This window comes from Pseudovibrio sp. Alg231-02, assembly GCF_900143565.1.
GTDB lineage: Bacteria > Pseudomonadota > Alphaproteobacteria > Rhizobiales > Stappiaceae > Pseudovibrio.
The window spans coordinates 278,380-305,333 of the sequence record NZ_FREX01000001.1; the positions used below are offsets into that span (position 1 = coordinate 278,380).

Annotated in this window: 19 protein-coding genes and 1 riboswitch; of the genes, 6 read left to right on the forward strand and 13 right to left on the reverse strand. The window is 50.4% G+C overall.

The features are described from left to right. Nucleotides 1-50: 50 nt before the first annotated feature. Together DHN43_RS01030 and DHN43_RS01035 are read right to left on the reverse strand one after the other, a co-directional pair. Complete coding sequence (locus DHN43_RS01030) at nucleotides 51-1,910, reverse strand: TonB-dependent receptor plug domain-containing protein (protein ID WP_108817452.1); 1,860 nt, start codon at nucleotides 1,908-1,910, stop codon at nucleotides 51-53. A gap of 176 nt (nucleotides 1,911-2,086) precedes the next feature. Then, nucleotides 2,087-2,299, reverse strand: a riboswitch (cobalamin riboswitch). Between the two features lie 176 nt (nucleotides 2,300-2,475). Continuing rightward, nucleotides 2,476-3,369 carry a DMT family transporter gene (locus tag DHN43_RS01035; protein WP_108817453.1) on the reverse strand — a complete coding sequence of 298 codons (894 nt, stop codon included), beginning with the start codon at nucleotides 3,367-3,369 and terminating at the stop codon, nucleotides 2,476-2,478. Nucleotides 3,370-3,701: 332 nt separating this feature from the next. On the opposite strand from DHN43_RS01035, the gene DHN43_RS01040 reads away from it, so the two are divergent. Then, on the forward strand, nucleotides 3,702-5,369 hold the full coding sequence (locus DHN43_RS01040; RefSeq protein WP_108817454.1) for a formate--tetrahydrofolate ligase: 1,668 nt from the start codon (nucleotides 3,702-3,704) through the stop codon (nucleotides 5,367-5,369). On the opposite strand, the gene DHN43_RS01045 is transcribed toward DHN43_RS01040, so the two are convergent. From DHN43_RS01045 to DHN43_RS01060, 4 genes are all read right to left on the reverse strand, one after another. Further along, nucleotides 5,366-6,490, reverse strand: coding sequence for a heparin lyase I family protein (locus DHN43_RS01045; RefSeq protein ID WP_108817455.1), 1,125 nt, complete (start codon nucleotides 6,488-6,490; stop codon nucleotides 5,366-5,368). The two genes, DHN43_RS01040 and DHN43_RS01045, sit on opposite strands and share 4 nt — an antisense overlap. 116 nt (nucleotides 6,491-6,606) lie before the next feature. Beyond that, nucleotides 6,607-7,140: a regulatory protein RecX gene (locus DHN43_RS01050; protein ID WP_063304786.1), complete on the reverse strand. Its 534-nt coding sequence runs from the start codon at nucleotides 7,138-7,140 to the stop codon at nucleotides 6,607-6,609. A 53-nt stretch (nucleotides 7,141-7,193) separates the two neighbouring features. Beyond that, entirely contained in the window at nucleotides 7,194-8,006 is an 813-nt protein-coding gene (locus DHN43_RS01055) for a ferredoxin--NADP reductase (RefSeq protein ID WP_108817456.1), read from the reverse strand. Nucleotides 8,007-8,346: 340 nt separating this feature from the next. Further along, on the reverse strand, nucleotides 8,347-9,996 hold the full coding sequence (locus DHN43_RS01060) for an EAL domain-containing protein (RefSeq protein WP_108817457.1): 1,650 nt from the start codon (nucleotides 9,994-9,996) through the stop codon (nucleotides 8,347-8,349). A 250-nt stretch (nucleotides 9,997-10,246) separates the two neighbouring features. On the opposite strand from DHN43_RS01060, the gene DHN43_RS01065 reads away from it, so the two are divergent. Further along, complete coding sequence (locus tag DHN43_RS01065) at nucleotides 10,247-11,440, forward strand: hypothetical protein (RefSeq protein ID WP_108817458.1); 1,194 nt, start codon at nucleotides 10,247-10,249, stop codon at nucleotides 11,438-11,440. Nucleotides 11,441-11,477: 37 nt separating this feature from the next. Further along, nucleotides 11,478-13,595, forward strand: a complete 2,118-nt coding sequence (locus DHN43_RS01070) for a hypothetical protein (RefSeq protein WP_108817459.1) — start codon at nucleotides 11,478-11,480, stop codon at nucleotides 13,593-13,595. 112 nt (nucleotides 13,596-13,707) lie between these two features. Here DHN43_RS01070 and DHN43_RS01075 read toward each other — a convergent pair whose 3' ends face one another. Continuing rightward, nucleotides 13,708-15,513, reverse strand: coding sequence for an ABC transporter ATP-binding protein (locus DHN43_RS01075; protein ID WP_108817460.1), 1,806 nt, complete (start codon nucleotides 15,511-15,513; stop codon nucleotides 13,708-13,710). Between the two features lie 155 nt (nucleotides 15,514-15,668). Then, a complete protein-coding gene (aspS, locus tag DHN43_RS01080; protein WP_108817461.1) occupies nucleotides 15,669-17,453 on the reverse strand; it encodes an aspartate--tRNA ligase in 1,785 nt (594 codons plus the stop codon). A gap of 297 nt (nucleotides 17,454-17,750) precedes the next feature. Here aspS and rnd point away from each other — a divergent pair, with 297 nt between their 5' ends. After that, the gene (gene rnd, locus DHN43_RS01085; RefSeq protein WP_108817462.1) at nucleotides 17,751-18,974 is read left to right on the forward strand and encodes a ribonuclease D; all 1,224 of its coding nucleotides are present in this window, start codon (nucleotides 17,751-17,753) and stop codon (nucleotides 18,972-18,974) included. Between the two features lie 93 nt (nucleotides 18,975-19,067). Here the strand turns inward: rnd and DHN43_RS01090 are convergent, their stop codons facing one another. From DHN43_RS01090 to DHN43_RS01110, 5 genes are all read right to left on the reverse strand, one after another. Then, nucleotides 19,068-20,591: a Ppx/GppA phosphatase family protein gene (locus DHN43_RS01090; protein ID WP_084404427.1), complete on the reverse strand. Its 1,524-nt coding sequence runs from the start codon at nucleotides 20,589-20,591 to the stop codon at nucleotides 19,068-19,070. Next, on the reverse strand, nucleotides 20,569-22,782 hold the full coding sequence (locus DHN43_RS01095; RefSeq protein ID WP_208980945.1) for an RNA degradosome polyphosphate kinase: 2,214 nt from the start codon (nucleotides 22,780-22,782) through the stop codon (nucleotides 20,569-20,571). The genes DHN43_RS01090 and DHN43_RS01095 overlap by 23 nt, the downstream gene beginning before the upstream one ends. Before the next feature lie 252 nt (nucleotides 22,783-23,034). Next, nucleotides 23,035-23,715, reverse strand: a complete 681-nt coding sequence (locus DHN43_RS01100) for a DnaA ATPase domain-containing protein (RefSeq protein WP_108817463.1) — start codon at nucleotides 23,713-23,715, stop codon at nucleotides 23,035-23,037. Further along, a complete protein-coding gene (locus DHN43_RS01105; RefSeq protein ID WP_057465336.1) occupies nucleotides 23,712-24,803 on the reverse strand; it encodes an AI-2E family transporter in 1,092 nt (363 codons plus the stop codon). Before DHN43_RS01105 ends, DHN43_RS01100 begins: the two co-directional genes overlap by 4 nt. Nucleotides 24,804-24,887: 84 nt before the next feature. Continuing rightward, complete coding sequence (locus tag DHN43_RS01110; RefSeq protein ID WP_153040894.1) at nucleotides 24,888-25,211, reverse strand: hypothetical protein; 324 nt, start codon at nucleotides 25,209-25,211, stop codon at nucleotides 24,888-24,890. Between DHN43_RS01110 and purM the strand changes: the two genes are divergently transcribed. Then, nucleotides 25,210-26,295 (forward strand): phosphoribosylformylglycinamidine cyclo-ligase, encoded by a 1,086-nt coding sequence (purM, locus tag DHN43_RS01115; protein WP_108817464.1) that lies wholly within the window; start codon nucleotides 25,210-25,212, stop codon nucleotides 26,293-26,295. The genes DHN43_RS01110 and purM overlap by 2 nt on opposite strands. Then, a complete protein-coding gene (gene purN / locus DHN43_RS01120; RefSeq protein ID WP_063288468.1) occupies nucleotides 26,292-26,945 on the forward strand; it encodes a phosphoribosylglycinamide formyltransferase in 654 nt (217 codons plus the stop codon). Before purM ends, purN begins: the two co-directional genes overlap by 4 nt. Nucleotides 26,946-26,954: the final 9 nt, after the last annotated feature.

The window sequence follows — 26,954 nt, forward strand, 5'->3', positions numbered from 1 at the left end:
AGCCATCCCCTGCAAGATGCCGCTCAGCTTTCACCGAGCGGCATACTTAATCAGAAACTGGCAGTAAGACCAGCGTAAACGGAAAGACCCGGTGTCTGATAGCCGTTGATTAGCTCATAATCCTGATCCAGCAAGTTTTCACCGCGGACATATAACTCTACCTCTTCGGTCACATCATATGAGGCTTTGGCACCTAATAGGAACACATCCTCCATATCCACGATGTTGGGCCAATCAGATCCAAGATTTTCACCAAGATAGGTACCATTCACATTCAGAAAAATGTCGTCTGTCAGATCATAGTTCATTGCTACACTCAGATCATGAAGAGGAACATGAGCTAAACGTTCCTTATCTGGACCAACAGAGTAGGTGTATGTATAGCCTGCAGTCAAAACCAAGCGATCGGTTGGCTTATAACTAACTTCCAACTCTACACCTTGACTGCGTGACGTCCCTTTTATCTGATTATATTTGCTGATCGAATTATCATAATCAATCAAGTCGTCAGTCAAAATATTGAAATAAGTAGCAGAGGTTGAGAGCTGCCCATCCAGCCATTTCTTATCTACGCCGACATCAAAGCTAAGGCTTTCTTCTCGCTCAAGCTCATGATTGCCATATTTAGGTTGATTAAGTTCGTAAAGCGAGGGAGCTCTAAACCCATTCCCAACACTGGTTCGAATTCTCAAATCTTCATTAACTTCATAAGAAGCAGTCAATCGTTTCGAAACAAAACTGCCAAATTCACTATGTTGATCAAAACGCACTGAACTAGCTAAATTCAACCCACTGAGTGGTTCAATCATCAGCTGAAGGAAAGCTCCACCAATGGAACTGCTATCGTCGATCGGGTCATTTGTTTTTGAGAACTCTTGGGACCAATCTCCCCCAAAGTTGAGCTTTGTCTTTTCGCTAACTTCGTACTCTCCAAGGTAGTCGAATTTAACTCTCCTCCCCTCAAAAACAGAATTTTCTTTGGCCGCGTCCGCAAAATCCTGCTCACGCTTGATATCTGTAACCTGAACCGAAAAATCAGAATAAAACCGATCTTCAAACGTTAAGTAATTCGCACCTACCTTGCCTGAGATCTGCCGATAATACATATCATCTTTGACGTTTGGCTTACCTGGGCTGTCAAGTTCAGTGGTCCCCTTGGTACCTCTTGCTGCAAGGTAAACGTTGAGATTCTCAGTTAGATCAAAGGAACCTTTTACTGTCAGCGTCGTATTTTCATAACCATCATCATCGGCTGCCTTACCTTTTGGTGAAACCGCACTAAACCCACTTGTACGAAAATGCTCGACACCTAACGCAATATCAGCACGATCTGATGCTCCTCGAACACCATATGAAACATTTTTTGTATCGTAAGAACCTACTTCAACTCGTGCAGATTGCTTAACTGTTCCTGCTGGAGCACGCTTAGATACAATATTGATTACCCCTGCAATCGCCTGTCCTCCATAAAGAGCACTTTGTGAGCCTTTGAGTATCTCAATACGTTCTACATCTGCGAGCAACATATGCTGAAACGCTGTCGAAGGTTGCCCACGTGTTGGGTCTGTTAGATCCAAACCATCAACCAGAACTTTAATGTACCTACCATTTTGACCTCTCATGCGAAGAGTAGACAGTGTACCGGCTCCGCCATTCTGAGTGAGAGAGATGCCCGGGAGCTGCGCAAGGTAATTCTGAACAAACGTAGCGCCGTCATTCTTTAGGTCTTCTTCGGTGACAACGTGGGTAGTGGAGCCGACTTTGCCGGCTTCGGTTTCCGTTCTGTTGGCGATGACAATGATTTCATCGAGCTCGGTCTCGTTTGCGGATGAGATAAGTGTTGAGCTGAAGAGAGCTGAGAGAGCTACACCAGATTTGAGGGTAGCTGCGATCCAAGATGTGTTACGCACGAGTTTGGTCCATCATTCACAGCATCCATGATGGATGCCATGCTGTTGATTGCATTGTGCGTCTTTGAAGAAATCTGGTTCTAACCTTTTGAAATAAAGTCAGATTCATTGCCGCTCAGACGCACTGTGAATGTCACCTGAACGGAATACCGCCCCTTAGCACGCCCCGTGCCGTGGGTGAGTGACTGCATCTGGCAGGTCTCCTGGCTTGCGCGTCCTTACTGTTGCTCCGCCTTCCCAACACTGCTTTAAACAGCTGCGTCAGTGGCATGTGTGAGCAACAACTCTACGCTTACAGTTGCGGGGGCAGCCACGGCTTTTCCAATCGAACCGTGTTCCCTTTTCATTTTTATCTAATCGACAAAAATACCAAATGCCCGGCTATTGATCAGATTTCAGGGGCTTTCGTCAACTGGCTGAATAGCGAACTTGATAAAATTCGACCAATTGCCTGCAAAACTCACAGAAATTGCTGATGCGGCCACGCTACCAGATCTTGCGGTGCGGCCACTTAAGGTCGCACCTACTTGTGGTGCTTAGGCAGCATGGTTGCCATATCAGCTGTTTAGCTCATGAAAATCAAAGCACAGCCGAGAATGACGAGGAGTGCACCGAACCATGCCCCAATGGCAGGAAACTCTTTGGTTTGCCACCACAGGACAGGCAGCATCATTGCCGGGGTGGTTGCTGACAGGGTAGAAACGATGCCAACCTCTCCGCCGCTGAGCGCATAGAGGATCAACGTCATGCCGATACCCATGCCCAGCATACCGGACAGGGAGGCCAGTGCGACGATCTCTTTGTTGATTGGATTCGCCAATCTGAAAGGACGGCCCGGCAGGTAAAACAACACCAGCAAACCAAAGGCTGCAATGGTGCAGCGCATAAGCGAGATGGCGACGGGATCTGCTCCACTTTCCATAACAGGGCGAATGATGATTGACCCGACTGATTGGGAAAGTGCGGCCAACGTGCCAAAGAGGACACCAATGGCAACAGGCCCCTTAATCGCCTCCCATTTATGAAGCTGGTCTTTGCGCTTCCCAAACGCAATGGCGAGGATAACGCCGACCAGAACGAATGAGATACCAACAAGTGCCTGAAATGACAGTTCCTCTGACAGAAACAGCCAACCGAGAAGCGCTGACATGGGTGCGTTCATGGAAAACAGGATGGCTGTGCGGCGCGGCCCCATACGGTTTAGCGTGAGGAACAGTAATGTGTCCCCCATGAAGATGCCGACAAAGCCAGAGAGAAAGATAAGAGAGGCGTGGCTTGAATCAACCGTATTCCATGTGCCTGTTGCAATGACATAGATACCCAGAAACACCACAACAAACCACATACGCACACAGTTGAAGCCAATGGCTCCAAGGTGTGCGGCAGGTTTTGCTGAAATGAGACCACCAATAGCCCAGGTGGCAGCGGCACCGAGCGCGGCAACTTCAAATAAAAACATGGGGTGACCTAACCGACGAAACTACGGCACGGCGCAGTTTGTTTATAAAAGCCAACCAGCTCTACTGCTCTTGGATTTGCCGCGCAAGCGCAGTCTGGTGAATTTTAGAACAGACCAACAGCTATTCAGGCAATAATATTTCACATCTCAGCAAAAACACAGATGAGCACCGTTAACTAAGTTAGTTTCAAGTGCCCTACCTCAATCTTGAACTTTGCAGGTGCATTCGGTAGAGATTCTACGTAGAGATTACATTGCTGTTCCTGCCTGATTTGCGTTTTTGACGCTCTCTCCGGCTCATTTGATTACACGTTCTAATCTGGAGATTTTCCATGAAAGATATTGAAATTGCCCGCGCAGCAGACATGAAACCCATTGCGCGCATCGCTCAAAATCTGAAGATCCCGGAGGACGCTCTTGAACCTTATGGCCGGTTTAAAGCCAAGGTTAATCTGGATGAGATGCCAGAGCTGAGCAGCAATCCATATGGCAAACTCATACTTGTGACAGCTGTTTCCCCAACACCAGCGGGAGAAGGCAAGACTACGACAACTGTGGGCCTGGGCGACGCGCTCAATCGCATCGGGCTGAAAACAACCATCTGCTTGCGTGAACCCTCGTTAGGCCCGTGTTTTGGCATGAAGGGTGGAGCTGCGGGTGGCGGTTACGCGCAGGTGGTGCCTATGGAGGATATCAATCTCCATTTTACAGGTGATCTGCATGCAATCACCGCTGCGCATAACCTGCTTTCTGCGATGATCGACAACCACATCTATTGGGGCAATGCAGAGAATATTGACCAGCGCCGGATTGTCTGGCGCCGGGTGGTCGATATCAATGACCGCTCATTGCGCTCCATTACCACTGGGCTTGGCGGCGTCAGCAACGGGTTCCCAAGCGAGTCTGGCTATGACATCACCGTGGCTTCTGAAGTGATGGCCGTGCTTTGCCTTGCTGAAAGCCTGCAGGATCTTCAGGAGCGTTTAGGCCGCCTGTTGATTGGGTATCGCAAAGATAAGACACCGGTTTACTGCCGGGATTTGAAAGCCGATGGCGCGATGACCGCGCTGCTTAAAGACGCCTTCCGACCTAATCTGGTTCAGACACTTGAGAACAACCCTGCCTTTATCCATGGCGGTCCGTTTGCCAATATCGCCCATGGCTGCAACTCGGTGATTGCGACGAAGACAGCGCTGCGTCTTTCTGATTATGTGGTGACGGAAGCGGGTTTTGGTGCTGATCTTGGCGCAGAAAAGTTCTTCAATATCAAATGCCGTCAAGCTGGTTTGACGCCAAATGCCGTTGTTGTTGTGGCAACGGTTCGCGCACTCAAGATGCATGGTGGTGTTGCCAAGAATGATCTGACAGTAGAGAACATCCCCGCACTTGAAAAAGGCATGAGCAATCTGGAACGACACGTCAAAAACTGTAAGCGCTATGGCGTTCCTGTGATTGTGGCGATCAATCGGTACGGCCCTGATACAGACCAGGAAATTGACGTGATCATGTCGCGGATGGAGAAGCTCGGCGTTAAAGCCGTGCCCTGCACACATTGGGCCAATGGCTCAGCAGGCACCGAGGAGCTGGCGACCTCAGTCTCTGAAATCCTCCAGACGACACAGTCAGAGTTCAAACATCTTTATGAAGATGATCTGGCTCTTTGGAAGAAGATACGCCGGATTTGCAAAAAGATTTATGGCGCCTCAAAGGTCACCTGTGAGCAGGCTGTCAAAGATCAGCTCAAGTCCTATGAGGAACAAGGATACGGTCACCTTTCAGTATGTATGGCCAAGACCCCTTATTCCTTTTCAACCGATCCAGCCTTGCTTGGCGCGCCATCTGACTACAGCATCCATGTGCGTGCGGTTCGACTTTCCGCGGGGGCTGGATTTATTGTGGCACTGACTGGCGATATTATGGTGATGCCGGGCCTGCCGCGCCATCCGACAGCAGAAACCATCGGGCTTGATGAAAACAGCCAGATTGAAGGCTTGTTTTAGTCTACATCAGACCGGTGTGGGCCGCGGCGAAAGCGGTCCAGATACACTGTCGACTGCAAGTCATCGCGATCATAATCCCGGTAATGCCCGAACTTGAAGTATTGGGTTTTACCGGCAAACTCATCGTTACCAATGTAGCCGGTAACGCGTGCGATGAACCTGTTATTGGCCCAAATCTCGATGATCCCCTGCCCGACACGGCTTCCTTTGACGCGATATCGCATATCAACCCATCCGGTTGTTGGATCCGGCAGTACCGGGTCATCTGAGAGTTCGATCTGAATACCTGGATAATCGGAGTAGGTTTGTGGGTCCGCCAGAAATGGGAACTTGGAGGTGTCCTGTGCTTCAATCGCTTTTTTCAGCTCAGGGATTGAAAGGCCACTACCAAGGAACTCATCTGAGGTGCGGCTTGCATCATTTCTGTTGCGAAAACCTTGTCGATCCAAACTCAGCATTTGCTGGAGCTCCTGCGAGAACCCCTTAAAGTCCTGCTGATAGCTGCCTTCTGCCTGCGCAACCAGTTTGCGAATGTCATTGTGCTGGACAGTGATGTGAAAAACGCCATTATCAAACCGTTGCGCCAGAAATGGACTGCCGCCAGAATCTTCTTTCCATTGACCAATCACCCAGCGGGTCGATCCGGCAGGCCAGACGGTTCCATCAATTTTAAAGCTGAATGAGTACCAAACCTCATCGCCAAAATTGCAGCGCTTTTGACGGGCCTCCCAAAGTTCATTCTTCAGATTGCCCTCTGCGTCCAACTCATCATCACCGAACACTGTGATCGCCAGCGAGTGTCCGCCATCGCGCACAACATCGCTTTCGATCTGGAAGTTTTCTGGCTTGTTCATGCGGTGAATATCCCAGTCGCTTGCACTTGGGTATTCATCAAAGTCATCAATCATGACGGCACACCTTGACTGACGCATTTCATCGATGTGAACACCTCCGTCTTGTTGCGGCGTCACGATAACATCAGTTTTGTCAGAGGGTTCGTCTTTTGGAGTGAGGTCGTCGGCAACTGAGAACTGAGGGCTCACCAACAGGCATAGACCTGCAAGCACAGGGATGAGCAGACCGTATCTTCTGAAAGTATCGCGTAGATCTGAATCCGGCATCTTTTCTCCCAAAGGCACGGTGCTGGATTGATTGCAGATCACGCCAATCTAGAGAAGAATTATTGCTGCGCTCCCAAGAGACTTTCGGGATTTTTCAGAGGATTTTACGAAAAGCTTCAGGAAACAGGCCCGTAGATGATGTCTTCAGCCTCTTCCAAGGTCATATCAATGATCTTTTGAGCGAGCGAAAAAGGGAAGCCTGCGCGGATCAAACTGCCAAGCTCTTTGTCTCGTCGCTCTTCTTTTGGTTTTGTCCGCCACGGCCCAAGGCGCCTGCGTTTGGCATAGGCAATCGCTGCACGTTGGTCATCATGGTTTTCGTCGTCAAAAGCTGTCTGAATATCGTCTCCAGACACACCTTTGGCATTCAGTTCCAGCTTTATTCGGGAGCTGGACTTGCCTTTGAGTGTCGCCGATCTGATTTTGCTTTGTGCAAACTGAAGATCATCGACGAACTTGTGATCACGGCAAAACGTGACCACAGGTTCAATCAACTCATAGAACTCATGGGGATCTTCATCTGCTTCTCTGGCACGTTTGTCTACTTTACGCTTCAAAACACGTCGCAGACTGTCTTCCGACGCGCTGTATCTGTTTAGATAATGCAGCGCTGCCCGGCGCAGATATTCAGATGAAACTTTCTTGCCCACGTGACCTCATCTCCAATGCAATAGAGATGAGCTATCACATAATGCACTGTGGTTTAGCCCACGAACGCACGTTCAACAACAAAATCACCTGGATTGTTGTTGGCACCCTCGGTGAAACCGCGTTGTTCCAGCAATGCCTTGGTATCGGCAATCATGTGCATGGAGCCGCAGATCATGGCCCGGTCTTCTGCAACGTCCAAGACTGGAACTGACAGATCGTCAAAGAGTTTGCCACTTTCAATTAGATGCGTGATGCGCCCTTCCCGCTTAAAGCGTTCGCGGGTGACGGAGTTGTAAAGATGTAGTTTGCCAGCAGCAACTTCGCCAATCAGCGGATCATTGCTGATGTCGGCCACCAACTCTTCCCCATAGCGAAGCTCAGAGATTTCGCGCGTGGTGTGGGTCAGGATCACCTCATCAAATTTCTCATAGGTCTCAGGATCACGGATCAAGCTGGCAAATGGAGCAATGCCGGTTCCAGATGAGAACATATAAAGGCGTTTTGCAGGAGACAGAGCGTCAAGCACAAGTGTCCCGGTGGACTTCTTCTTCAGAAGGATATGGTCGCCTTCTTTGATCTTCTGCAAGTGCTGGGTCAACGGGCCGTCTGGAACTTTGATGGAGAAAAACTCCAGCTCTTCATCCCAGGAAGGGCTCGCGATTGAGTATGCACGGAAGAGTGGCTTTCCGTCGATCATCAACCCGATCATGACAAATTCACCAGAGCGGAATCTGAAGCTTGAAGGACGCGTGATTTTGAATCGGAAAAGGCGGCCCGTGAAATGGGTCACTTCCGTTACTGTTTCTACAAAGACATTTGCAGGAACTGCGCTCTCCAATTCCGCACCCTTTATGATCTGGTTCATCGTTCGCCTTGCTCCGATTAATGAGGTTGGCAAAGGCTAACCCAAGCTGAAGGCTGTGCTGAGGCACATGCAGCTAATAAACCGCGTGCGAGTGAATATTTCTTTTCCAGTTGCTTCTTTCCTTAGAATACTGTCTTTCGCCTCCCTTTCCTAAGCTTTTGGGAGATAGCCAAGACTGCTGGAAAGTGCGGTGAAGCAAGTAATCAAACATGCGTTACATATAATTATGGAATATATTAATATTATTCAATGTAACACGGTAAGTTATGCGCATGGCGGCATGATTTATGCCCTTCAGAGGGCATTGATCTGACTCGTTTTGAAATAGAGGTAAGTTGGGTTAGTCGACGTCGCTTTGAGAAACGATCTGATCCAGCGCTTCATCAGAAGCTTGTTTCTTTTCTTCAAGCACCTTCACCGGATTACGTCTATCTGTGAAGATATCCTCCGCAAACTCAAGGTATTTGCGGGCTGGCAATGGTTTGGAGAAGATGTACCCCTGCGCAGAAGACACTCCGAGCTCGCGCAAAAGTACAATTTGCTCATACTTCTCAACGCCTTCTGCGATGATGCCCATGTTCATCGTGTCTGCGAGTTCGGCTATGGCATCGACCAGACGGAAGGCATTCTCTTCGCTGCCTAGTGGGTCGATGAACATCTTATCGATCTTGACGATGTCCATGCCCAGCTTTTGCAAGTAAGCCAGACCGCCATGACCTGTTCCCACATCATCAAGCGCGACACGAATGCCATGGGCTTGTAGCTCTGCGATGATCTTTCTCGCCAGGTCGATATCTTCAAGAGGCTGACGCTCTGTCACCTCCATGACCACCTGATTGAGCGCAATCGGAGAATCTTCGTAGATGTCCAGCAGATCGTCTACAATGGATCGATCATTGAAGTGGCCTGCGAAAAGGTTGACCGAGAGCTTCAGTTCCGAATGCTGAGAATAGAGCTCTCCCAAATCATCAATGGACTGGCGCATGATGCTGCGGGTCATCTCAAAAATATGGCCCGATGTTTCAGCATAGGTCATGAACTGACCTGGAGAGACCATTTTACCGTTGGGGAGTTGCCATCTCATCAGCATTTCACAGCCCTGTAGCTCACCAGTTACGATGTCTACGACAGGCTGATAGTACGGTATGAATTCGTTGTTACGGATGGAGGCAACAAAGTCATCTTCCGCATCTTTTTCAGGCTTCCAGGAAAGCCAGACGCCCAAGGCAATCAGGAAAATAGCAATGCCTGAACAGGCGATAACAGCCACGATCTTAAGCTCGCCTACCAGACTCATGACCGCATTGCGATCACTTCGGATCCGCACATTAATCGGGTAGATCGTTGAGGCTGCAAACTCTTCGATGAAGTTGCTGCCCATGATGAGAGGAAGGTTGCTGCTGTTTGTCGGATTGACCCAAACATGATCACGCCCTAACCGGACTTCGATTTCAGAAGCATGGCGCAGATAATCTGGGCCCGGTTCGATCGCGAGTACGGTTGGAGAAATATTGGCAACCAGACGCCAGCCATTTCTAAGTTTCCAGGAGACCAGCGCCGTGCGGATACCCTGGTACTCCATCCAGGACATACCAATTCCAACACGCGGGGCATCTGGCTTGAGTGCAGGGAGAATACTGTTACCGCGGCGAACCTGAGCCGGCACGTAACACATGGGGACACCGCGGTGATCCACGATCCCTATTGCGTTTATAATGACGTTTTCTGAGAGGGTCTTTTCAAACTCACCCTGATTTTGGCGTGTGCAGGATGTCAGGCCTTTCACCTGCATCTGACGCAGTATTTCTACAGCACCGGAAATCGCGGCCTCGCTTCTTGAGATGTAACGATCTGCGATCGCGTTCATTTCGTTCCGCGCCTGGTGCATCGCGAAGTTCTCAAGGATCATATTACCAATGAGCAATGGCAAGAGCGCCAATCCCAAAGCAACCAAAATTGCGCGGACAAATACGAAATAATGGCGAGACACAACCACGACCTTAAAAATGCAAAATACGGCTACCTATTTCTATGATTAAGGCTTACTTAAAACTGTAAAAATCATCCAAACACCCTAAACGATCCCCAGATGCTTTCCAAAATGGCTGTGAAATGCAGGCTTCCACCATGTTTTCTCTCAGAGTGGTTTGACTTTTTGCAGTGATATACACGCGCCCCTAACTCTCAATATGCCAGCTTAGCACCCAAATACCTCTTAGCGGTCAATCTGGAGCCGAGCTATGCGCAGTTCTGAGTTACGTCGCCATCGTGCCTTCTTGGTATTCTTCTTTGCCCTCCTCTTCAGCAGCTGCCTTGCTCTTGCAGCATCAGCACAGATCAATACTGATAATGCTGTCGCAAAGGCCTTTCTTCAGAACCTTCAGGATCGCGGGTTGACCTTGACGCATGTAGGACCGGTTACTGTCGATAATGACGTGCTTTCTATTGGCGGTATTGAAGGTTATCCGAATGTAGATCAGACAAAGCGTTTCAAGATTGGCGATCTGGCGCTGGCTCAGGCATCCGTGGAAAGTGACGGGCGGATCTTTGTCGCGGCATTCGCAGCTTCGAAGTTCGAGGTTGACGAACCAGACTTCAACTTCACGGCAGACAAGATCGCGATTACGGATCTCTATCTTCCCAATGCCAATGATCTAAGCAATCCAGCATCAAATCTTCCCATGTCACTCTATTCCACTGCAGAGATTATGGGACTGCTGTTTCAGGATCGTTCAACTGGCCAATCTATGCCTATTGAGCGGGTCAGTATCGACTTTGACGTCAACAATGGCGGCTTCCCTATCATTGCCAGTGTTCAGGTTGCTCATATCGTTTTGAGCCGATCCATGTTTGCTCCACCACAACAGCAAATGCTTGATGAGTTGGGCCTGACTCAAGTGGATGCAGATATCGGCTTTGAAGGTGAGTGGAATGGCGAAACGGGCGAAGTCAATATTCCGAGTGCAGCTGTTGTGCTGAAAGATCTTTTCTCTGTGCAGGTCTCCCTAAAACTGGAAGGTCTCACAGATACAGTTGTTGAGCAGATCACCGAGCTTGCCACCAAGGATAACGTCATTGCTCTGGATTTATTACAGAGCGCAGCCATCTCCAGTTTCAATCTCTCACTCGTCGATGAAGGCAGTCTGGATGACATGCTTGAACGTCAAGCTCACCGACACGGACAATCGCGTTCTGCCTATACACAGCAATTGACGGAGAAAGCAGAAAAGCAGTTTGCGAAAATTCCTGATCGCGCAAAGCAGCTGGAGTTTACGGAAGCGATTTATAGTTTCTTGCAAAATCCGCAGAGTATCACGCTGAGTGCTACCCCTAAGGCACCGATAAGCGTAACACAAATTCTTGGGGTATCTGCGATTTCCCCCGCTTCCATCATTTCTTTGCTTGGCATCGCCCTTCAAGCAAATGTAAACTAGCGGGGAACCCTCCTACTAGCCATAAAAGGTTTATTTAATGCCTTTCCAAAATTTCAAACGGCAGGGATTTTTTGCTGTTTCAATCACTGTATTAGGTTTATCCGCCCAGCCTGCTCTTTCTAGTCCTGCATCAGACCTCATTGATAAGTACAATGACTGGTTCCTTGCAAATGGCGCAGAAACTGCAACATATGCGAAGGCGGTAGAAGACGGATCAAAGACCGAAATTCTTGATCATAAAATCGAAGGAATGTTCACTCTTTCCCTCGATGAAGACAAGCCTAATCTTGGCGTCTACTACATCATCAAGACGCCAAAGGCGATTTATGATGGCTCTTCGCGTGACGGTGACACCTTCAGCTTCCAAAACGTAACCACCGATGAGATGCAGCTTGAGCTCGGCTTTTTTGAGAAAGCAGAGAATTTCAAAAATGTTGCAGAGGCTCAAGCCTCCGACGATGTCATCAAAGTTATCGCTGACGCCAAAGATTATGTCATTTCCGGTTATTCTGTGAACTGGATTGACCTGCCAGTTCTGTCAGATGGTGTTACCACAGAAGAGTTTCAGCAGTTGCTCGCCGCCGCAACCAGTGTTTCTTATGACCGCAGCAGCTTTGCTGAAGTTGTCGCTGATATGGCAATGGCCGACGTACTTACAGGGACATACACCATTAAGAACGGCGTTTACTCCGGCGCGGAAAATGGTGTTGTGGCTTTGGCCTCAATTGAAGAAATTGAATATAAAACAACAACTTCAATGACGACAGATGGCCGAGAGGTCTCAACGGTTTCTGAAACGGTATACAACGACTTTTCAGTCAAAGATCAAGACGTACGCCCGCTTCTGGCGCTTCTTGGTGCGGCCAAGGCACCTTCTGATAGGCTGCTGAGCGAGTACCGGGTTGGAAGCTTCTCAAGTACAATAAAAACTGAAGGTGCCAGCGCCTCTGAACCATTCGGTTTTCTAGAAGTGAGTGCTGGTGAATCTACCACCAAAGATGTGCGCATGTCAGGTGGTGATGCTGCCAAGCTTTGGGCTGCGTTTGAGAGCCTCAAAGACAAGCCAGAGGAAGAAGAGGCCGTTGATCAGATTTTCGGTATGCTTGATGCGCTCGGCTCATACTCCGTCGCATATTCAGACATAAACGACATGGTCATCAAAGCGTGGGACCCAATCCGCGCTCGCATGAAAGACACCAAAACACCAAGTTTTGAAGCATCACTGAAACACGCCTCAACGACAGACCTGACAACAAACAGTCTTGGTCAAGTCAAACTTGAAGGCTTACATGGTGCTGTAGAAGGCGACGATGCAGTGTTTGACTTGGTCAGCTTTGAACTAGCTGATCTTGCATGGCCTAGCCTGCGCACCATGGTTGAGAGCACTCTTGCGGCAGAAGCTGATCCTGCTGCAGCGATGAAGGCGATTCCAACTATCGGACGCATTTCTCTTGCTGGCCTGAACATGCAGGCAAAAGATCTGCCAACACCAGTCTCCCTTGATGAGCTTACTATTGAGATGGGTAATCACATTGGGCCGATCCCGACAAGCCTGTCTGAAGTCATTGGTGGTCTGAGCTTTGATGCTGCACTCCTTCAAGAGCCGATGGTTCTGGGTGTACTTGACCGTCTTGGCATAGAGCGTGTTAACCTCACACAGGACTTCAAGATTGCGTGGGATGAGAACACTCAGGATCTGTCTCTGGAAAAATTCGAGTTTGAGCTTGAAAACGGCATAAAACTTCGTGCTGACATTCAGCTTGGCGGAATTCCACGCTCTCTCTTTGAGAACCCACAGGAGGCAGAAGCTGTTGTGGCTCTGGCGACCTTCAAAGGCGCACAGATCGAAGTGATGGATTCACCGCTTATCAGTGAACTTCTTGCAACTCAGGCAGAGCAAGCAGGTCTTCCTGCTGAATTGCTGGCTTCAATGATGATTGATGGTACGCTCCAGCAGGCTGGTCCACTGGCTGAAACCGAATTTGCTCTGGAACTGGCACAAGCAGCTAAGAGCTTTGCTGCCAAGCCAACCAACATCCGCGTGACACTTGCTCCGCAGACAGCAGTTCCAATCATGCAGCTTGGAGGTATTGCGGCTCTTGCACCTCAACAGCTCCCTGAAATGCTGGGCGCAACTGTAAGCTACACCGAGTAAGCTCAGACAGGATGAAATAAAAAATGCCGCTGTGATAGGTGATATCACAGCGGCATTTTTTGTAGTCTGGAAGAGCCTTGCAAAAGCTCGACGACGCTTCAAGTCGGCCTTATCAAGCGTCCGGAGACGCTTTTTGAGTTACTTGATTGCTATTGGTGAACTGGAGTTCACACAGGTGTCTGTAATAACCATCCATCTCATACAACTGATCGTGCGTGCCGCTCTCTAAGAGTTTGCCATGCGACAACACATGGATCGTATCCGCATCACGAACGGTTGAAAGACGGTGCGCAATCACGAGTGTCGTACGCCCCTTCATCAGGCGTGCAAGCGCGGTTTGTACTTTGTTTTCGGACTCAGCATCCAAAGCAGACGTCGCTTCATCCAGCAATAGAATGGGTGCATCAGAAAGCATTGCCCGTGCAATCGCCAAGCGCTGACGCTGACCGCCGGAAAGGCGTGTGCCACCCTCGCCTGCATTGCTTTCGTAGCCCTTTTCCATCTTCTCGATGAACTCGTGGGCATTTGCATTCTTTGCAGCCTCAATCACTTCCTCATCCGTGGCGCCAGGACGGCCGATAAGGATGTTCTCTCTGATCGTACGATCAAACAGGAACGTATCTTGTGTCACGATTGCGATATTGCTGCGCAGACTTTCCATGTTGAAGTCACGAATGTCTTGATCATCAATCAGAACTCCGCCCTCATCAATTTCATAGAAACGCTCAATCAACGAGAAGACTGTTGATTTACCCGCTCCAGATGCACCAACAAGGGCAGTCACCTCACCTGAGTTTGCAACCATACTCAGGCCATTCAGAGCTTTCGTCTCACCATAATCGAACTCGACTTGTTTGAACTCGATCCGTCCTTTGGTGACCTTCATATCAGGCTTGTCTAAGGTTCTCTGATTTTCTTCTGGCATATCCAGAAGCTCGTACATCAGGCGCACACCAACAAGCTTTGTATTCAGATTAACCTGAAAGCGAGCGAGGCGTTTAATTGGCTCATATGCAAGCAAAAGTGCTGTGATGAAGGCAAAGAATGCTCCCGGATCCTGATCCAAGGCAATTACACTATAACCGCCGTAGAGGATAATAATCCCAATCGCGATACCGCCCAGAGTTTCCATCAATGGCGATGTTCTGGCAGTCAACTTCGCAATCTTGTTGGACTGTTGCTCGACACTGGAGACTGCACTGTCCATCGCCGCATGCATGTTTCCCTCATAGTTGAAGGACTTCACGACGCGAATGCCCAGAGCCATTTCCTTTACCAGAGAAAGAATGATGGTCTGAGAAACAAATTGGCTCTTTGCAATCTTCTTCACACGGCGAACAAGCTTGGAAACAGCATAGACAGCCGGAGGCATGATGCCCAGAGAGATGAGTGAGAGCAGTGGGTTCTGCCAGACCATGACAGTGACCAGACCGATCACAGACATGACATCCCGTCCAGCGGACAGGATAATTAGATCCATAACGCCTCTGGCAGCGCTTGTGTTGTGGCCAAATCGTGTGGCCAGATCACCAAATGTCGTGTGGTCGAAATATCTGACGCCCAATCGGGTCACTTTTTCAAACATGTTACGCTGGAGCTTGGCGACAATCGAGTTACCGATCCTGCTCAGCACAACAGTCTGACCATAGGTCGCTATACCTTTGGTCAGAAAGATGGTCATCACCGCGCCGGAGATGATGTAGACCATTGTGATATCACGGTCGATAAAGACCTGATTGATCACGTTTTTCATGATGGCTGCACTGCCAGCACCTGCTGCGGCAGCTACAATCATGAAGCCAAACGCAATCATGTATTGGAACTTGTATTGCCCGAAATTTTCTCGGAGAAGGCGGCGAATAAGGCTGGGAGCGCCCTCTTCATCCGCAAACAGCTTTTTGCTTATGGCGTCGAACACCTAAAACCCTCAGCTTTTCCAGCGAAATTAAGTATGACGACTTAATTTGCTACCGGTAGAAGATGAAAAGGCGACCGTAGATCTACGATCGCCCTTCCATGAGATTTATAACATTATGACGTGAACCGCCATACCTGCTTTTCTGCCAGCGGCTCTTATGCTTCTGGCAAATTCAGGCGGATATGAAGATCGCGCAGCTGTGCCGGGAACACATCGCCCGGAGCACCCATCATCAAATCCTGTGCCTGCTGGTTCATTGGGAACAAGGTCACCTCACGTAGGTTCTTTGCACCAACGAGCAGCATAACGATACGATCAACGCCAGCAGCCATACCGCCGTGTGGAGGCGCGCCGTACTGGAATGCGCGGAACATGCCACCGAATTTTTCTTCGAGCAGGCTTTCGTCGTAACCAGCAATTTCGAAGGCTTTCTTCATGACTTCGACCTGATGGTTACGGATCGCGCCTGAGCCGATTTCATAACCGTTACAGACAACGTCGTACTGGTAGGCGTTCAGTTCAAGAGGCTCAACGTTGTTGAGGCCGTCCATTCCACCTTCTGGCATGGAGAATGGGTTGTGACAGAAGTCAACTTTCTTGTTTTCTTCGTCCCATTCGTACATTGGGAAGTCAACAATCCAACACAGTGCGAACTGGTCTTCATCAATCAGGTTCAGCTCTTCAGCAGCGCGGGTACGCGCTTTACCAGCGAAGTCTGCGAACTTTTTAGGATCGCCAGCTGCAAAGAACACCGCATCGCCTTCATCCAGACCAAGCTGGGTGCGGACTGCTTCAGTGCGCTCTGCACCTATGTTTTTTGCAATTGGACCAGCACCGGCGATTGCATCTTCTTCTTTACGGAAGAAGATGTAACCGAGACCTGGCTGACCTTCGCTCTGTGCCCATGAGTTCATGCGATCACAGAATGCGCGGGAACCGCCTTTTGGAGCTGGGATTGCCCAGACCTGAACCTTTGGATCGCTCTCGATCATACGTGCAAACACTTTAAAGCCGGAGCCTGCGAAGTGTTCAGTTACGTCCTGCATTTCGATCGGGTTACGCAGATCCGGTTTATCGGAGCCGTATTTGCGGATCGCTTCTGCGTAAGGAATGCGTGGGAATTCTTTGGTAACTGGCTTACCATCAGCGAATTCATCAAACACACCACGGATAACTGGTTCCATGGTGGTCAGCACGTCTTCCTGAGTAACAAAGCTCATTTCCACGTCGAGCTGGTAGAACTCGCCTGGCAGACGGTCCGCGCGTGGATCTTCATCACGGAAGCAAGGTGCGATCTGGAAGTATTTATCAAAGCCAGACATCATAAGCAGCTGTTTGAACTGCTGAGGAGCCTGTGGCAACGCATAAAACTTACCAGGGTGAATACGGGAAGGCACCAAGAAATCGCGTGCGCCTTCAGGAGAAGAAGCCGTCAGAATTGGTGTCTGGAATTCGTTGAACTCAGCATCATTCATGCGACGACGCATGGAGTTGATGATCTTGGTCCGTGTCATCAGGTTTGCGTGCAGAGTGTCGCGACGCAGGTCGAGGAAACGGTACTTCAGACGAATATCTTCTGGGTATTCCAACTCACCGAATACTGGCAAAGGCAGCTCTTGAGAGTCGCCCAAAACTTCCATATCACGAATGAAAATTTCGATCTCGCCGGTGCCAAGGCCCTTGTTGACGGTATCGTCAGAGCGCTTCTTAATGTCACCATCGATGCGGATGCACCATTCGGAACGTACGGTTTCAGCCAGTTTAAATGCTGGGGAGTCCGGATCAACAACACACTGCGTAAGGCCGTAGTGGTCACGCAAATCAATGAACAGCAGGCCGCCGTGATCGCGTACACGGTGCACCCAGCCAGAAAGGCGAGTGGTTTCACCTACATTATTCGCCCGCAGCTCTCCGCAGGTATGGCTTCGATAACGATGCATAGCGTCCTCAGTGGTAATCTAGTGAATCATAAAATTCAGAAACTGGTTGACCTCGTCAAAAGGTCATCCGGCTGGAAAAGACATGTCAGCATCCTAAAGTCAAGTAAGTCTGTAACTTTGGCGCTGTTTCTTGCGGACATTTCCCGAGTTTCCTCTACCTACGTGGTTTTCGCGAGGCTCTGACTGCGACCCTTTGGTTCATAGAGAGCAAAAATCGACATTTACAACCACTTGATGAGAAAACGAGAAACTTAGATAGGGACAAGCCCGTTCGCTTACGCTATAGACTTTGACACCATGAAGATGATCACAACTACAGAAGAGCTTGCGCAAGCGTGTGCCAAGCTTGCTAATTCAGATTTCGTAACAGTTGATACCGAGTTTTTGCGGGAAACGACCTTCTGGCCAAAACTCTGCGTCATTCAGATTGCCAATCCAGATAATGCTGTGTTGGTTGATGCTCTGGCTGAAGATCTGGATCTTGAACCTTTTTTTGCATTGATGCGCAATACGGACATCGTGAAGGTGTTCCATGCTGCACGGCAAGATATTGAAATAATCTACCATCTGGGTGGCTTTGTGCCCTCACCTCTTTTCGACAGTCAGGTTGCAGCCATGGTTTGTGGCTTTGGGGATTCAGTTTCCTACGACCAACTGGTTTCGAAAGTGACGGGTGAGCGGATCGACAAATCATCCCGGTTTACAGATTGGTCCCGGCGTCCATTGACGAACAAACAGCTTGCTTATGCACTGGCTGATGTGACCCACTTGCGCGACGTCTACCAGTTTCTGAAAGAGCAACTGGAACAGAAGGGCCGCAACCACTGGGTTGAAGATGAGATGGCAACGCTGTCTTCCATTGACACCTATCGCAGTGATCCTGCGAAGGCCTGGCAGCGCATGAAGTTGCGCGTCCGCAAACCACGCGATCTGGCTGTTTTAAAGGAATTGGCCTTCTGGCGCGAACAGGAAGCGCAAAAGCGTGACATTCCTCGTAGCCGCGTTATCAAAGATGATGCGATTTTTGAGGTTGCAACGCAGAAGCCTCAAACATCTGAAGCTTTGGGGCACTTGCGCACAATCCCACGCGGCTTTGAGCGCTCCAGACATGCTGAGGACATTCTCAACGCGGTAAAACGCGCTATGGAGATTTCTGAGGACGATCTGCCAGAAGTTCCAAAAGGACGGCCTTCTCCGGACGGAGCGTCTGCAGCTGTCGATTTGCTGAAGGTGCTTTTGAAGATGAAGAGCGAAAGCTTTGGTGTGGCACCGAAAGTTATCGCGACGGTCGATGATCTGGACAAGATTGCATCAAGTGGTGATGCGCAGGTTCAGGCCCTTTCCGGCTGGCGCCGAGAGCTTTTTGGTGAAGATGCGCTGCGCTTGAAGAAAGGCGAAATCGGCCTTGCTTTTAATGGCCGTCAGGTCGTCATTTGCGAACAAGGCGAACCGGTCGAGCGTGTTGAAAACAGCTCTCGCCGTCGTGGTGGCAACAAGAGCAACAAGCCAAAATCTGATTAAGATTTTGAATCCACTACTCTTCATAACTTACTGATAAATAAGAAAAGCCCCGGCAAAACTTGTCGGGGCTTTCTTGCATCTATCTCAGATTTCCTAGAGCACTCTGACTTCGGCCTCCAGATCCATAACTCGTCCGAGTTGGTTCAGGCGTTTGGTCAAACGATCCCCTTGCATGTCCGCAAGTTCTGCCGGGAGAGCCAGCACGAGTTTATCGTTCACCAGCGACAGCTTGCTCTTGAGCAACACGCCATTCATGGAAGCGCTGATCAATGCCGCGACACGCAGCGTGGCGCCAAGCATACGCGCCAGTTTCATGAGGCGTGGATTGCTCAGACTGCGAATGGCCGGCGAAAGCGCATCGTCCATCAGGCCTTCGTAGCGATAGAACACTGTCAGCGCCAGATATGCCCTGCCCGCATGATCAATGCCTACAAACCCGCCATTAGAAATAATGTTCAGTGATTGCTGACCACGGTAATCCGGATGAGCACGCCAGCCGATATCCGTTAGCTGACAGGCCGCAATGCGCAGGCGGCGTTCGCCTTCGCTTTCGTCCACACCGGCCACACGCATGGCCTGCTCGCTCCACTCAACCACTTCGGCTGAATATGAGGGATCACGGGCGCGCAGCACACCCAACTCGTGGGCTGCGGTGAGCAAAGGGTCCTGCTTTTTACCGTCTTCATCAAGCTGATCATACAAGTACCCTTCCCGCACGCCGAGTGCAGAAAAGACGACCTGATCTGCCTGACAATGCAACAAGGTCTGCCGCATCACGGTTGCACCATACGGCAGCAATCCACGACGCGCTTTAGAGATCACCTGAATGCTTGGCTCGTTGCTTAGGTCATCCCGCATGAGCTGCTCGCAGAAATCAATCATGACTTCAGCGGGCACTGTGTAGTCATGCATCACATGCAGCGGATAGCCTTGTTGATACAGATGTAAACGGCCAAGTGAACGCCACGTTCCGCCAATCGCATAGAAATTGCGGTCTTTAGCCTTGCCAAGCCAGTCGGCTTTTTCCAGTTCTTCACGAGCAATCTCATTGGCCAGTGCAAGGTCTTTTTCCGAGGATTCCTGCAGCCGAATACCGCCAAGCGGGAATGTGCGCCCGTCACCGATGCCGTGCGCACTGATGTCGACCAGCTCTAATGATCCGCCGCCCAAATCTCCGACAAGGCCATCTGCCCGCCAGAAACCAGAGAAAACCCCCATTGCTGAATAAAATGCCTCATCACGGCCAGACAGGATCTGAACGTTGGCCCGGCAGATGTTTTCTACTTTTGCAATGAACTCGGCGCCATTTTCAGCTTCGCGAGCTGCTGCTGTTGCCAGAATGTGCAGTTTGATGACACCCACATGATCGCAAACACGGCGAAACCGCACCAAAGCACGCAGTGCGGTGGCAACATTTTCTTCGCCCAGACGACCAGTTGCGCCTACACCGCGCCCCAGTCCTGCCAGGATTTTTTCATTGAACAACGCTGTCGGGTTACGCGCCAGTCTTTCATAAATTACAAGACGGACAGAATTGGAACCAATATCAATGATTGCTATTGGTCCCGGGTCTGTAAATCGTCCTCGAGGCTCATCACTCGTCGAGATATCTGTCACTATTTGGCCGTTCTACAAAAAGTTTTGGGCTATCGCCCTGTAGCGAGCTACCACGACCAGACAGAGATGGGTTCGTCATAAAGAACTTGTGTGCGTTGAACGGATCTTCGTCTGGTTCTGCAACAATGCGCTCATGACTACCGTCTGGAAGCAGACGCCAGCTTTGTTGATTATCTTCTAGATTTGCAACCATGATCTGATCAAGAATCTGCTTGTGTACTGTTGGCGTTTTAACAGGAACAAGGGTCTCGACCCGACGATCCAGATTGCGCGGCATCATATCCGCTGATGAGATATAGACATGGGCTTCATCAGAGGGCAACCCGTGACCATTGCCAAAGCAGAAGATACGGCTGTGCTCAAGAAATCTTCCCACAATTGATTTCGCGCGGATGTTGTCAGAGAGCCCTGGAACACCTGCCCGCAAGCAGCAAATACCGCGCACGACCAAATCAATTTGTACCCCTGCCTGACTGGCCCGGTACAATGCATCGATGACACCAGGATCTACCAGAGAGTTCATCTTCATCCAGATCTGACCCGGACGACCTGCCTTAGTGTGGGCAATCTCTTCTTCTGTGTGCTGAATGATGCGCTTGCGCAGGCTCATTGGAGAAACGGCCAGTCGCTCCAGCTCGCCCGGTTCTGCGTAACCTGTGATGTAATTGAACACCTTAGCCGCATCGCGTGCCATTGCTGGCTCTGCGGTAAAGTAGGACAGATCGGTATAGATGCGTGCTGTGATTGGGTGATAATTGCCGGTGCCGAAGTGGCAGTAGGTTCTCAAACCACCCTGCTCACGGCGGACAACCATGGAGACTTTTGCATGAGTTTTCAGCTCAAGGAAGCCGAAGACGACCTGCACTCCAGCGCGCTCCAGATCTCGCGCCCAACGGATGTTGGCTTCTTCGTCAAAGCGGGCTTTGAGTTCGACAAGCGCGGTGACGGATTTACCAGCTTCTGCAGCTTCTGCAAGGGCTTTGACGATCGGGGAATTGTTGGATGTACGGTACAGCGTTTGCTTGATTGCGACGACATCCGGGTCCTGAGCGGCTTGGCGGAGGAACTGGACGACAACATCGAAGCTTTCGTAGGGATGGTGGATGAGAATGTCTTTTTGTTGGATAGCCGCAAAACAATCCCCGCCGTGTTCGCGGATACGTTCCGGATAACGCGGAGTGTATGGCGGGAACTTGAGGTCGTCGCGTTTGACGTTCACAGCCTGAGACAGGTCATTCAGCGCCAAAAGACCGTTGGCAAGGAAGGTTTCCTCTTCGGTGACTTCAAGCTCATTTGCAACGAAGGCACGCAGACTTTCTGGTGTGCTTTCTTCGATTTCCATGCGGATCACAGACCCGCGGCGGCGGCGCTTTAGGGCGGTTTCAAAAACGCGCACCAAGTCTTCCGCTTCTTCCTCGATTTCCAGATCGGAGTCGCGCAATACGCGGAACGCGCCTTTGCCGCAAACTTCATATCCGGGGAAGAGATTGCCGATGAACAACGAGATGATCGTCTCAATTGGAATGAAACGAGTTGCTTTTGGCCCGGCATCACGCGGTGTTGGCAGGACAACAAAGCGGCCAATCTGGCTTGGCATGCGCAGCAGCGCAGTCATACCTGCACCTCCATCCACCGGACGCAGATCCAGGATCAGCGAAAAGCCCAGATTTGGGATGAACGGGAAAGGATGCGCCGGATCAATAGCCAACGGGGTCAGAACCGGGAAAATATGCTGAAGGAAGTAGTCTTCCAGCCAATCCGTTTCAGACTGGCTCATGTTCTGCGCTTCAACGATGAAGATACCTTCATCAGCCAGCTCAGAGCGCAGTTGACGGAAGCGGGCTTGCTGCTCACTTTGAAGCTTGCTCACCTCAACAGAGATTTGCTCCAGCTGTTCGGTCGAGGTCAGTCCATCATCAGAAATGGTCGTCACATCCGCTCGCTGCTGACCGCGCAGGCCGGCAACACGCACCATGAAGAACTCGTCAAGGTTGTTGGCAGAGATGGACAGGAACCGGAGCCGTTCCAAAAGTGGATGGCTCGGGTTCATGGATTCTTCCAGAACACGGCGGTTGAACTGCAACCACGAGAGTTCACGGTTTACAAAGCGCTCTGGTTTTTGCATCAGAGCCAGCCCTGCACTCACCTCAAAATCTGCGGTGTCAGTGGTCTCGTCTTCCAAAGCGTTCATTTCCGTAAACTCATTCATTCCATGTACCTCCGCAGCCCGTGGACCGGGTCACCTGTATGGGCGCACCTCGCCCTTAGAATATCTGACGATTGCGCTGTCCGTTGTATGATTCTGGTCATTTAGACCATACATTTTTGACGGGGAAATAAAGCTTAGAGCATGTTGCAGTGCAGCAGCAAGCTCTCAGCATTATTTACAGGCGTATCTGGAGCCGAAAACCGGCAACCACTTTTCGGAGATACACCTTGGTTCCTACTCGCCCATGCTCTCCAGTATTTTGGAGGCCATGACGCGGGAGATCTTTCGACCCTTCGCCAATGCATGTCTGTCCAGCATGTCTACAACGTTGCGTGCTGCATCCAGTGACCGTTCAATTCTTATCACGAGGTAATCTATCACACTGGAGTCAACAGTTACCTGACGATCTGAAAAATGTTTGGTCATGACCATTGCGAGCAGCATGTCGTCTGGTTCTTCCACCTGCACCGGGGTCGCCGCCCGAAAACGGGACGCCAGATCCTTGGTTTTAAGGTCAAACGTGTTTGGCCACTCGCGGGTGGTCATCAACATGTTGCCACCGGACAGGCGTACTGCGTTGAACAGATGGAACAAAGATGCTTCATCAAAACCTGCATGCAGGTCTTCCACCGCAACTGGCCCGGCTTCTGCCAATGCCGTCAGGTCAAGATATTCCAGTTCATCTCCGCCCACGATCTGAGCTCCGCTGAGCTCCTGCCATGCGTTGACCAGATGTGTTTTACCCGATCCGATCGGCCCTTGCAGGGTCACGATCGGAGATGGCCACTCCGGCCAATTGGTAATCAGATTGAATGCAGCCTGATTTGACGTTGAAACCAGATAATCATCAACCCCCAAAGCCTCCTCATGGGGCAAGACCAAAGGCAATTGTTGTGGCCCTGTCGATCCTGTCATTCCAGTCCTTCCGTCTTATTGGTATTTTTGTAGTGACCTGCATATAGCGAACTTGCAAGATATTGCCTGAGAGCAAATCTTGCTAGTACCCCAACCACTGCTGCAGCTGGAATTGCTATCAACATCCCCACAAATCCCATTAAAGAACCAAAAGCAAACAGTGCAAACATGAGCCAGACAGGGTGAAGACCGACACTTCCACCTAAAAGTTTGGGCTGAAGGACGTTTCCCTCTAGGAACTGACCAACGACAAACACGCCCAGCACCGCTCCGATCATGAAATAATCAGGCCAGAACTGGACCAAAGCAACACCAATTGACAGACCGAAACCGACGATCGCTCCGACATAAGGAATGAAGCTGATCAAGCCCGCTGTGAGACCGATCAGGAGACCAAATTTCAGGCCAACAAGTAACAGAGCAACAGCGTAGAAGGTGCCCAGTATCAGGCACATCATCACCTGCCCGCGAACGAACCCGGCGACAACTGAATCCATATCGCTTGCCAGTGCGCGTATGGTTTGCTGGTAGTCACGTGGTAGCCAGCTGTCGATGCGTTCGATCATGTTGTCCCAGTCGAGCAGGAGATAGAACGCGACAACTGGTGTTACGACAGCAAGACCGATGATAGAAATAAGTGCTTGCCCGCCGCTCCAGATGGAAGACAGCAGTCCGCCAACGAAGTTTGCTGCCTGCCCGACGAAGGCACCCCAGTCGATTTTGTTGGTTTGGCCTGACAAGTTTGCAAGTCTGTCCATTTGTGGCCCAAGGCTTTCACGCAGCAAATTTTCAAGATTTCCGGCCAGTTCAGGCAGGTAGTCCAGAAATGCGATCAGCTGTTTGCCGAGAATTGGCAGAAGGATCAGCAGCGCTGCGGTAAAAACGATCAGGAATATCAGGAGGATCGTAACAGTTGCCCAGATGCGCCCGAACCCGTGGGTTTCCAGATAATCCGCAATTGGATCGAGAAGATAGGCCAAGGCCATACCTGCGACAAACGGTAGAAGGATGCTTTGAAACACCGACAAGAACAGGATGAAGGCTATAAAAGCCAGCAACCAGAAGAATAACCGTTTGTTTGTACTCATAAACTATCTCCAGGTGGAGGCATGGAGCCCATCAGCTTGCCTGTTATCCGGCAGCGCGGTCGCTCACAGAGGCATCTTTAAAATTTAAGATGGTTGTAGTTTCCATAGGTTGATTACGTCAAGTCGCAGCATCAGGTTTGCCAGAGTAGCTACTCCACCTTTTCGCCCGCTTAATTTCGGAGCATCTTTGAGAGGGGTGAAAAACTTTCCCCTAAATGAAGAGTTTTTCAAAGCTCCATTAATTTGCAAAAGCTTAGCTGGTTCTGCACAGATCTGCGTTTTTCTGAGATACCAGCGTGGTTTCCTTCCCCTTTCGGCCTTGCAATTCCCTGCAGTTTTGTTTTTATGCCGCCAAATTACATAGGCGGTCATGCCGCTATACTCTTGATGATGCGGAGCAGTATCCATGAGCCAGGACCAGAACGGTAATAACGGCCTTACCTATTCACAAGCGGGGGTCGATATCGACGCCGGGAACGCACTGGTCAAACGGATCAGCCCACTGGTTAAAGCAACGCGTCGCCCGGGTGCTGACAGTGACATTGGCGGCTTTGGCGGTCTTTTTGATCTGAAAGGTGCCGGGTTTAAAGACCCTGTTCTTGTGGCAGCCAATGATGGCGTGGGCACCAAGCTTAAGATTGCCATCGACACCAACGTGCATAGCGGTGTGGGGATTGATCTGGTTGCCATGTGTGTGAACGATCTTGTGGTGCAAGGTGCTGAGCCGCTGTTCTTCCTTGATTATTTTGCCACTGGTGAGCTGGACGTGGACATGGCGACCGATGTTGTGGCGGGGATTGCAGAGGGCTGTAAAATCTCCGGCGCTGCGCTGATCGGCGGTGAAACAGCTGAAATGCCGGGTATGTATGCGGCTGGTGATTATGATCTGGCTGGATTTTCCGTTGGCGCGGCTGAACGCGGAACGCTGCTGCCATCCAAAGATATTGGCGAAGGCGACGTTCTGCTTGGTCTGGCTTCCTCCGGTGTGCATTCCAACGGCTTCTCTCTGGTTCGCAAGATCGTTGAAGTTTCCGGCCTGACATGGGCTGACAAAGCTCCGTTTGATGCAGACAAAACGCTTGGCGAAGCGCTGATGGAACCGACCCGCATTTATGTGAAGCCGTTGCTGGCCGCAATAAAAGAAACCAATGGCATCAAAGCCTTGGCGCATATCACTGGTGGTGGTCTTCCTGAAAACCTGCCGCGTGTTCTGCCAGACGAGCTTGCTGCACGGATCGATCTTTCTGCTATTTCCTCCCCTGCTGTGTTTGGCTGGCTCTCAAAAGCTGGCGGCATTGAACAGTTTGAAATGCTGCGCACCTTCAACTGCGGTGTTGGCATGGTGGTCGCGGTTGCGGCAGACAAAGCGGATGCTGTTCGCGACGTGCTTGAGCGTGAAGGTGAAACTGTTGTGACACTTGGCAAACTGGAAGCTGCGCAGGATGGAGCTGAGCAGGTTGTGTTTGACGGCTCGCTGGGTTTTGCTAAATGAGCACGCAGCCTAAAAAACGCGTAGGTGTTTTGATTTCAGGGCGTGGCTCCAACATGCTGTCTCTTATTGAGGCAGCAAAAGCCCCTGATTATCCAGCGGAAATCGTTGTGGTGGGGTCCAACCGACCTGACGCAAAGGGGCTGGAGCGCGCTGCTGACGAAGGTTTTGCCACCTTTGCGTTGGATCACAAGCTTTATGGCAAGGACCGTGAGGCATTTGAGCGTGATCTGAATGCGATGCTTGAACAGCACAACATAGACCTGCTTGTTCTGGCTGGCTTTTTACGTTTGCTAACACCGTGGTTCGTAAGCCAGTGGCAAGGCCGGATGATCAACATCCACCCTGCTCTCTTACCAAGCTTTCCGGGTCTGCATACGCATGAGCGAGCGTTGAAGGAAGGCGTTCGCATTCATGGGGCGACTGTGCATTTTGTAACAGCGGAAATGGATGTGGGTCCGATCATCGCGCAGGGAGCTGTCCCCGTTCTGGACGGGGATAACCCGGATGACCTGGCAGCGCGTGTGCTGGCTGTTGAGCATGAGATCTATCCCAAGGCCTTGGAGGCTGTGGCCAGTGGCAGAGCTTCCGTTGATGGCTTTCGCGTGAAGATTGAAGGTGCTAAGCAGGACGATAAAAGCCTTATTTGTTAATGAGATAAG

Bases quoted from the DNA above. Each gene is read 5' to 3' on its own strand.
- DHN43_RS01040 (WP_108817454.1), top strand. From the start codon at position 3,702: ATGAAAGATATTGAAATTGCCCGCGCAGCAGACATGAAACCCATTGCG.
- DHN43_RS01035 (WP_108817453.1), bottom strand. From the start codon at position 3,369: ATGTTTTTATTTGAAGTTGCCGCGCTCGGTGCCGCTGCCACCTGGGCT.
- DHN43_RS01105 (WP_057465336.1), bottom strand. From the start codon at position 24,803: ATGAGTACAAACAAACGGTTATTCTTCTGGTTGCTGGCTTTTATAGCC.
- DHN43_RS01110 (WP_153040894.1), bottom strand. From the start codon at position 25,211: ATGGATACTGCTCCGCATCATCAAGAGTATAGCGGCATGACCGCCTAT.
- purN (WP_063288468.1), top strand. From the start codon at position 26,292: ATGAGCACGCAGCCTAAAAAACGCGTAGGTGTTTTGATTTCAGGGCGT.
- DHN43_RS01055 (WP_108817456.1), bottom strand. From the start codon at position 8,006: ATGAACCAGATCATAAAGGGTGCGGAATTGGAGAGCGCAGTTCCTGCA.
- DHN43_RS01095 (WP_208980945.1), bottom strand. From the start codon at position 22,782: ATGAACGCTTTGGAAGACGAGACCACTGACACCGCAGATTTTGAGGTG.
- rnd (WP_108817462.1), top strand. From the start codon at position 17,751: ATGAAGATGATCACAACTACAGAAGAGCTTGCGCAAGCGTGTGCCAAG.
- DHN43_RS01045 (WP_108817455.1), bottom strand. From the start codon at position 6,490: ATGCCGGATTCAGATCTACGCGATACTTTCAGAAGATACGGTCTGCTC.
- DHN43_RS01100 (WP_108817463.1), bottom strand. From the start codon at position 23,715: ATGACAGGATCGACAGGGCCACAACAATTGCCTTTGGTCTTGCCCCAT.
- DHN43_RS01065 (WP_108817458.1), top strand. From the start codon at position 10,247: ATGCGCAGTTCTGAGTTACGTCGCCATCGTGCCTTCTTGGTATTCTTC.
- DHN43_RS01070 (WP_108817459.1), top strand. From the start codon at position 11,478: ATGCCTTTCCAAAATTTCAAACGGCAGGGATTTTTTGCTGTTTCAATC.
- aspS (WP_108817461.1), bottom strand. From the start codon at position 17,453: ATGCATCGTTATCGAAGCCATACCTGCGGAGAGCTGCGGGCGAATAAT.
- purM (WP_108817464.1), top strand. From the start codon at position 25,210: ATGAGCCAGGACCAGAACGGTAATAACGGCCTTACCTATTCACAAGCG.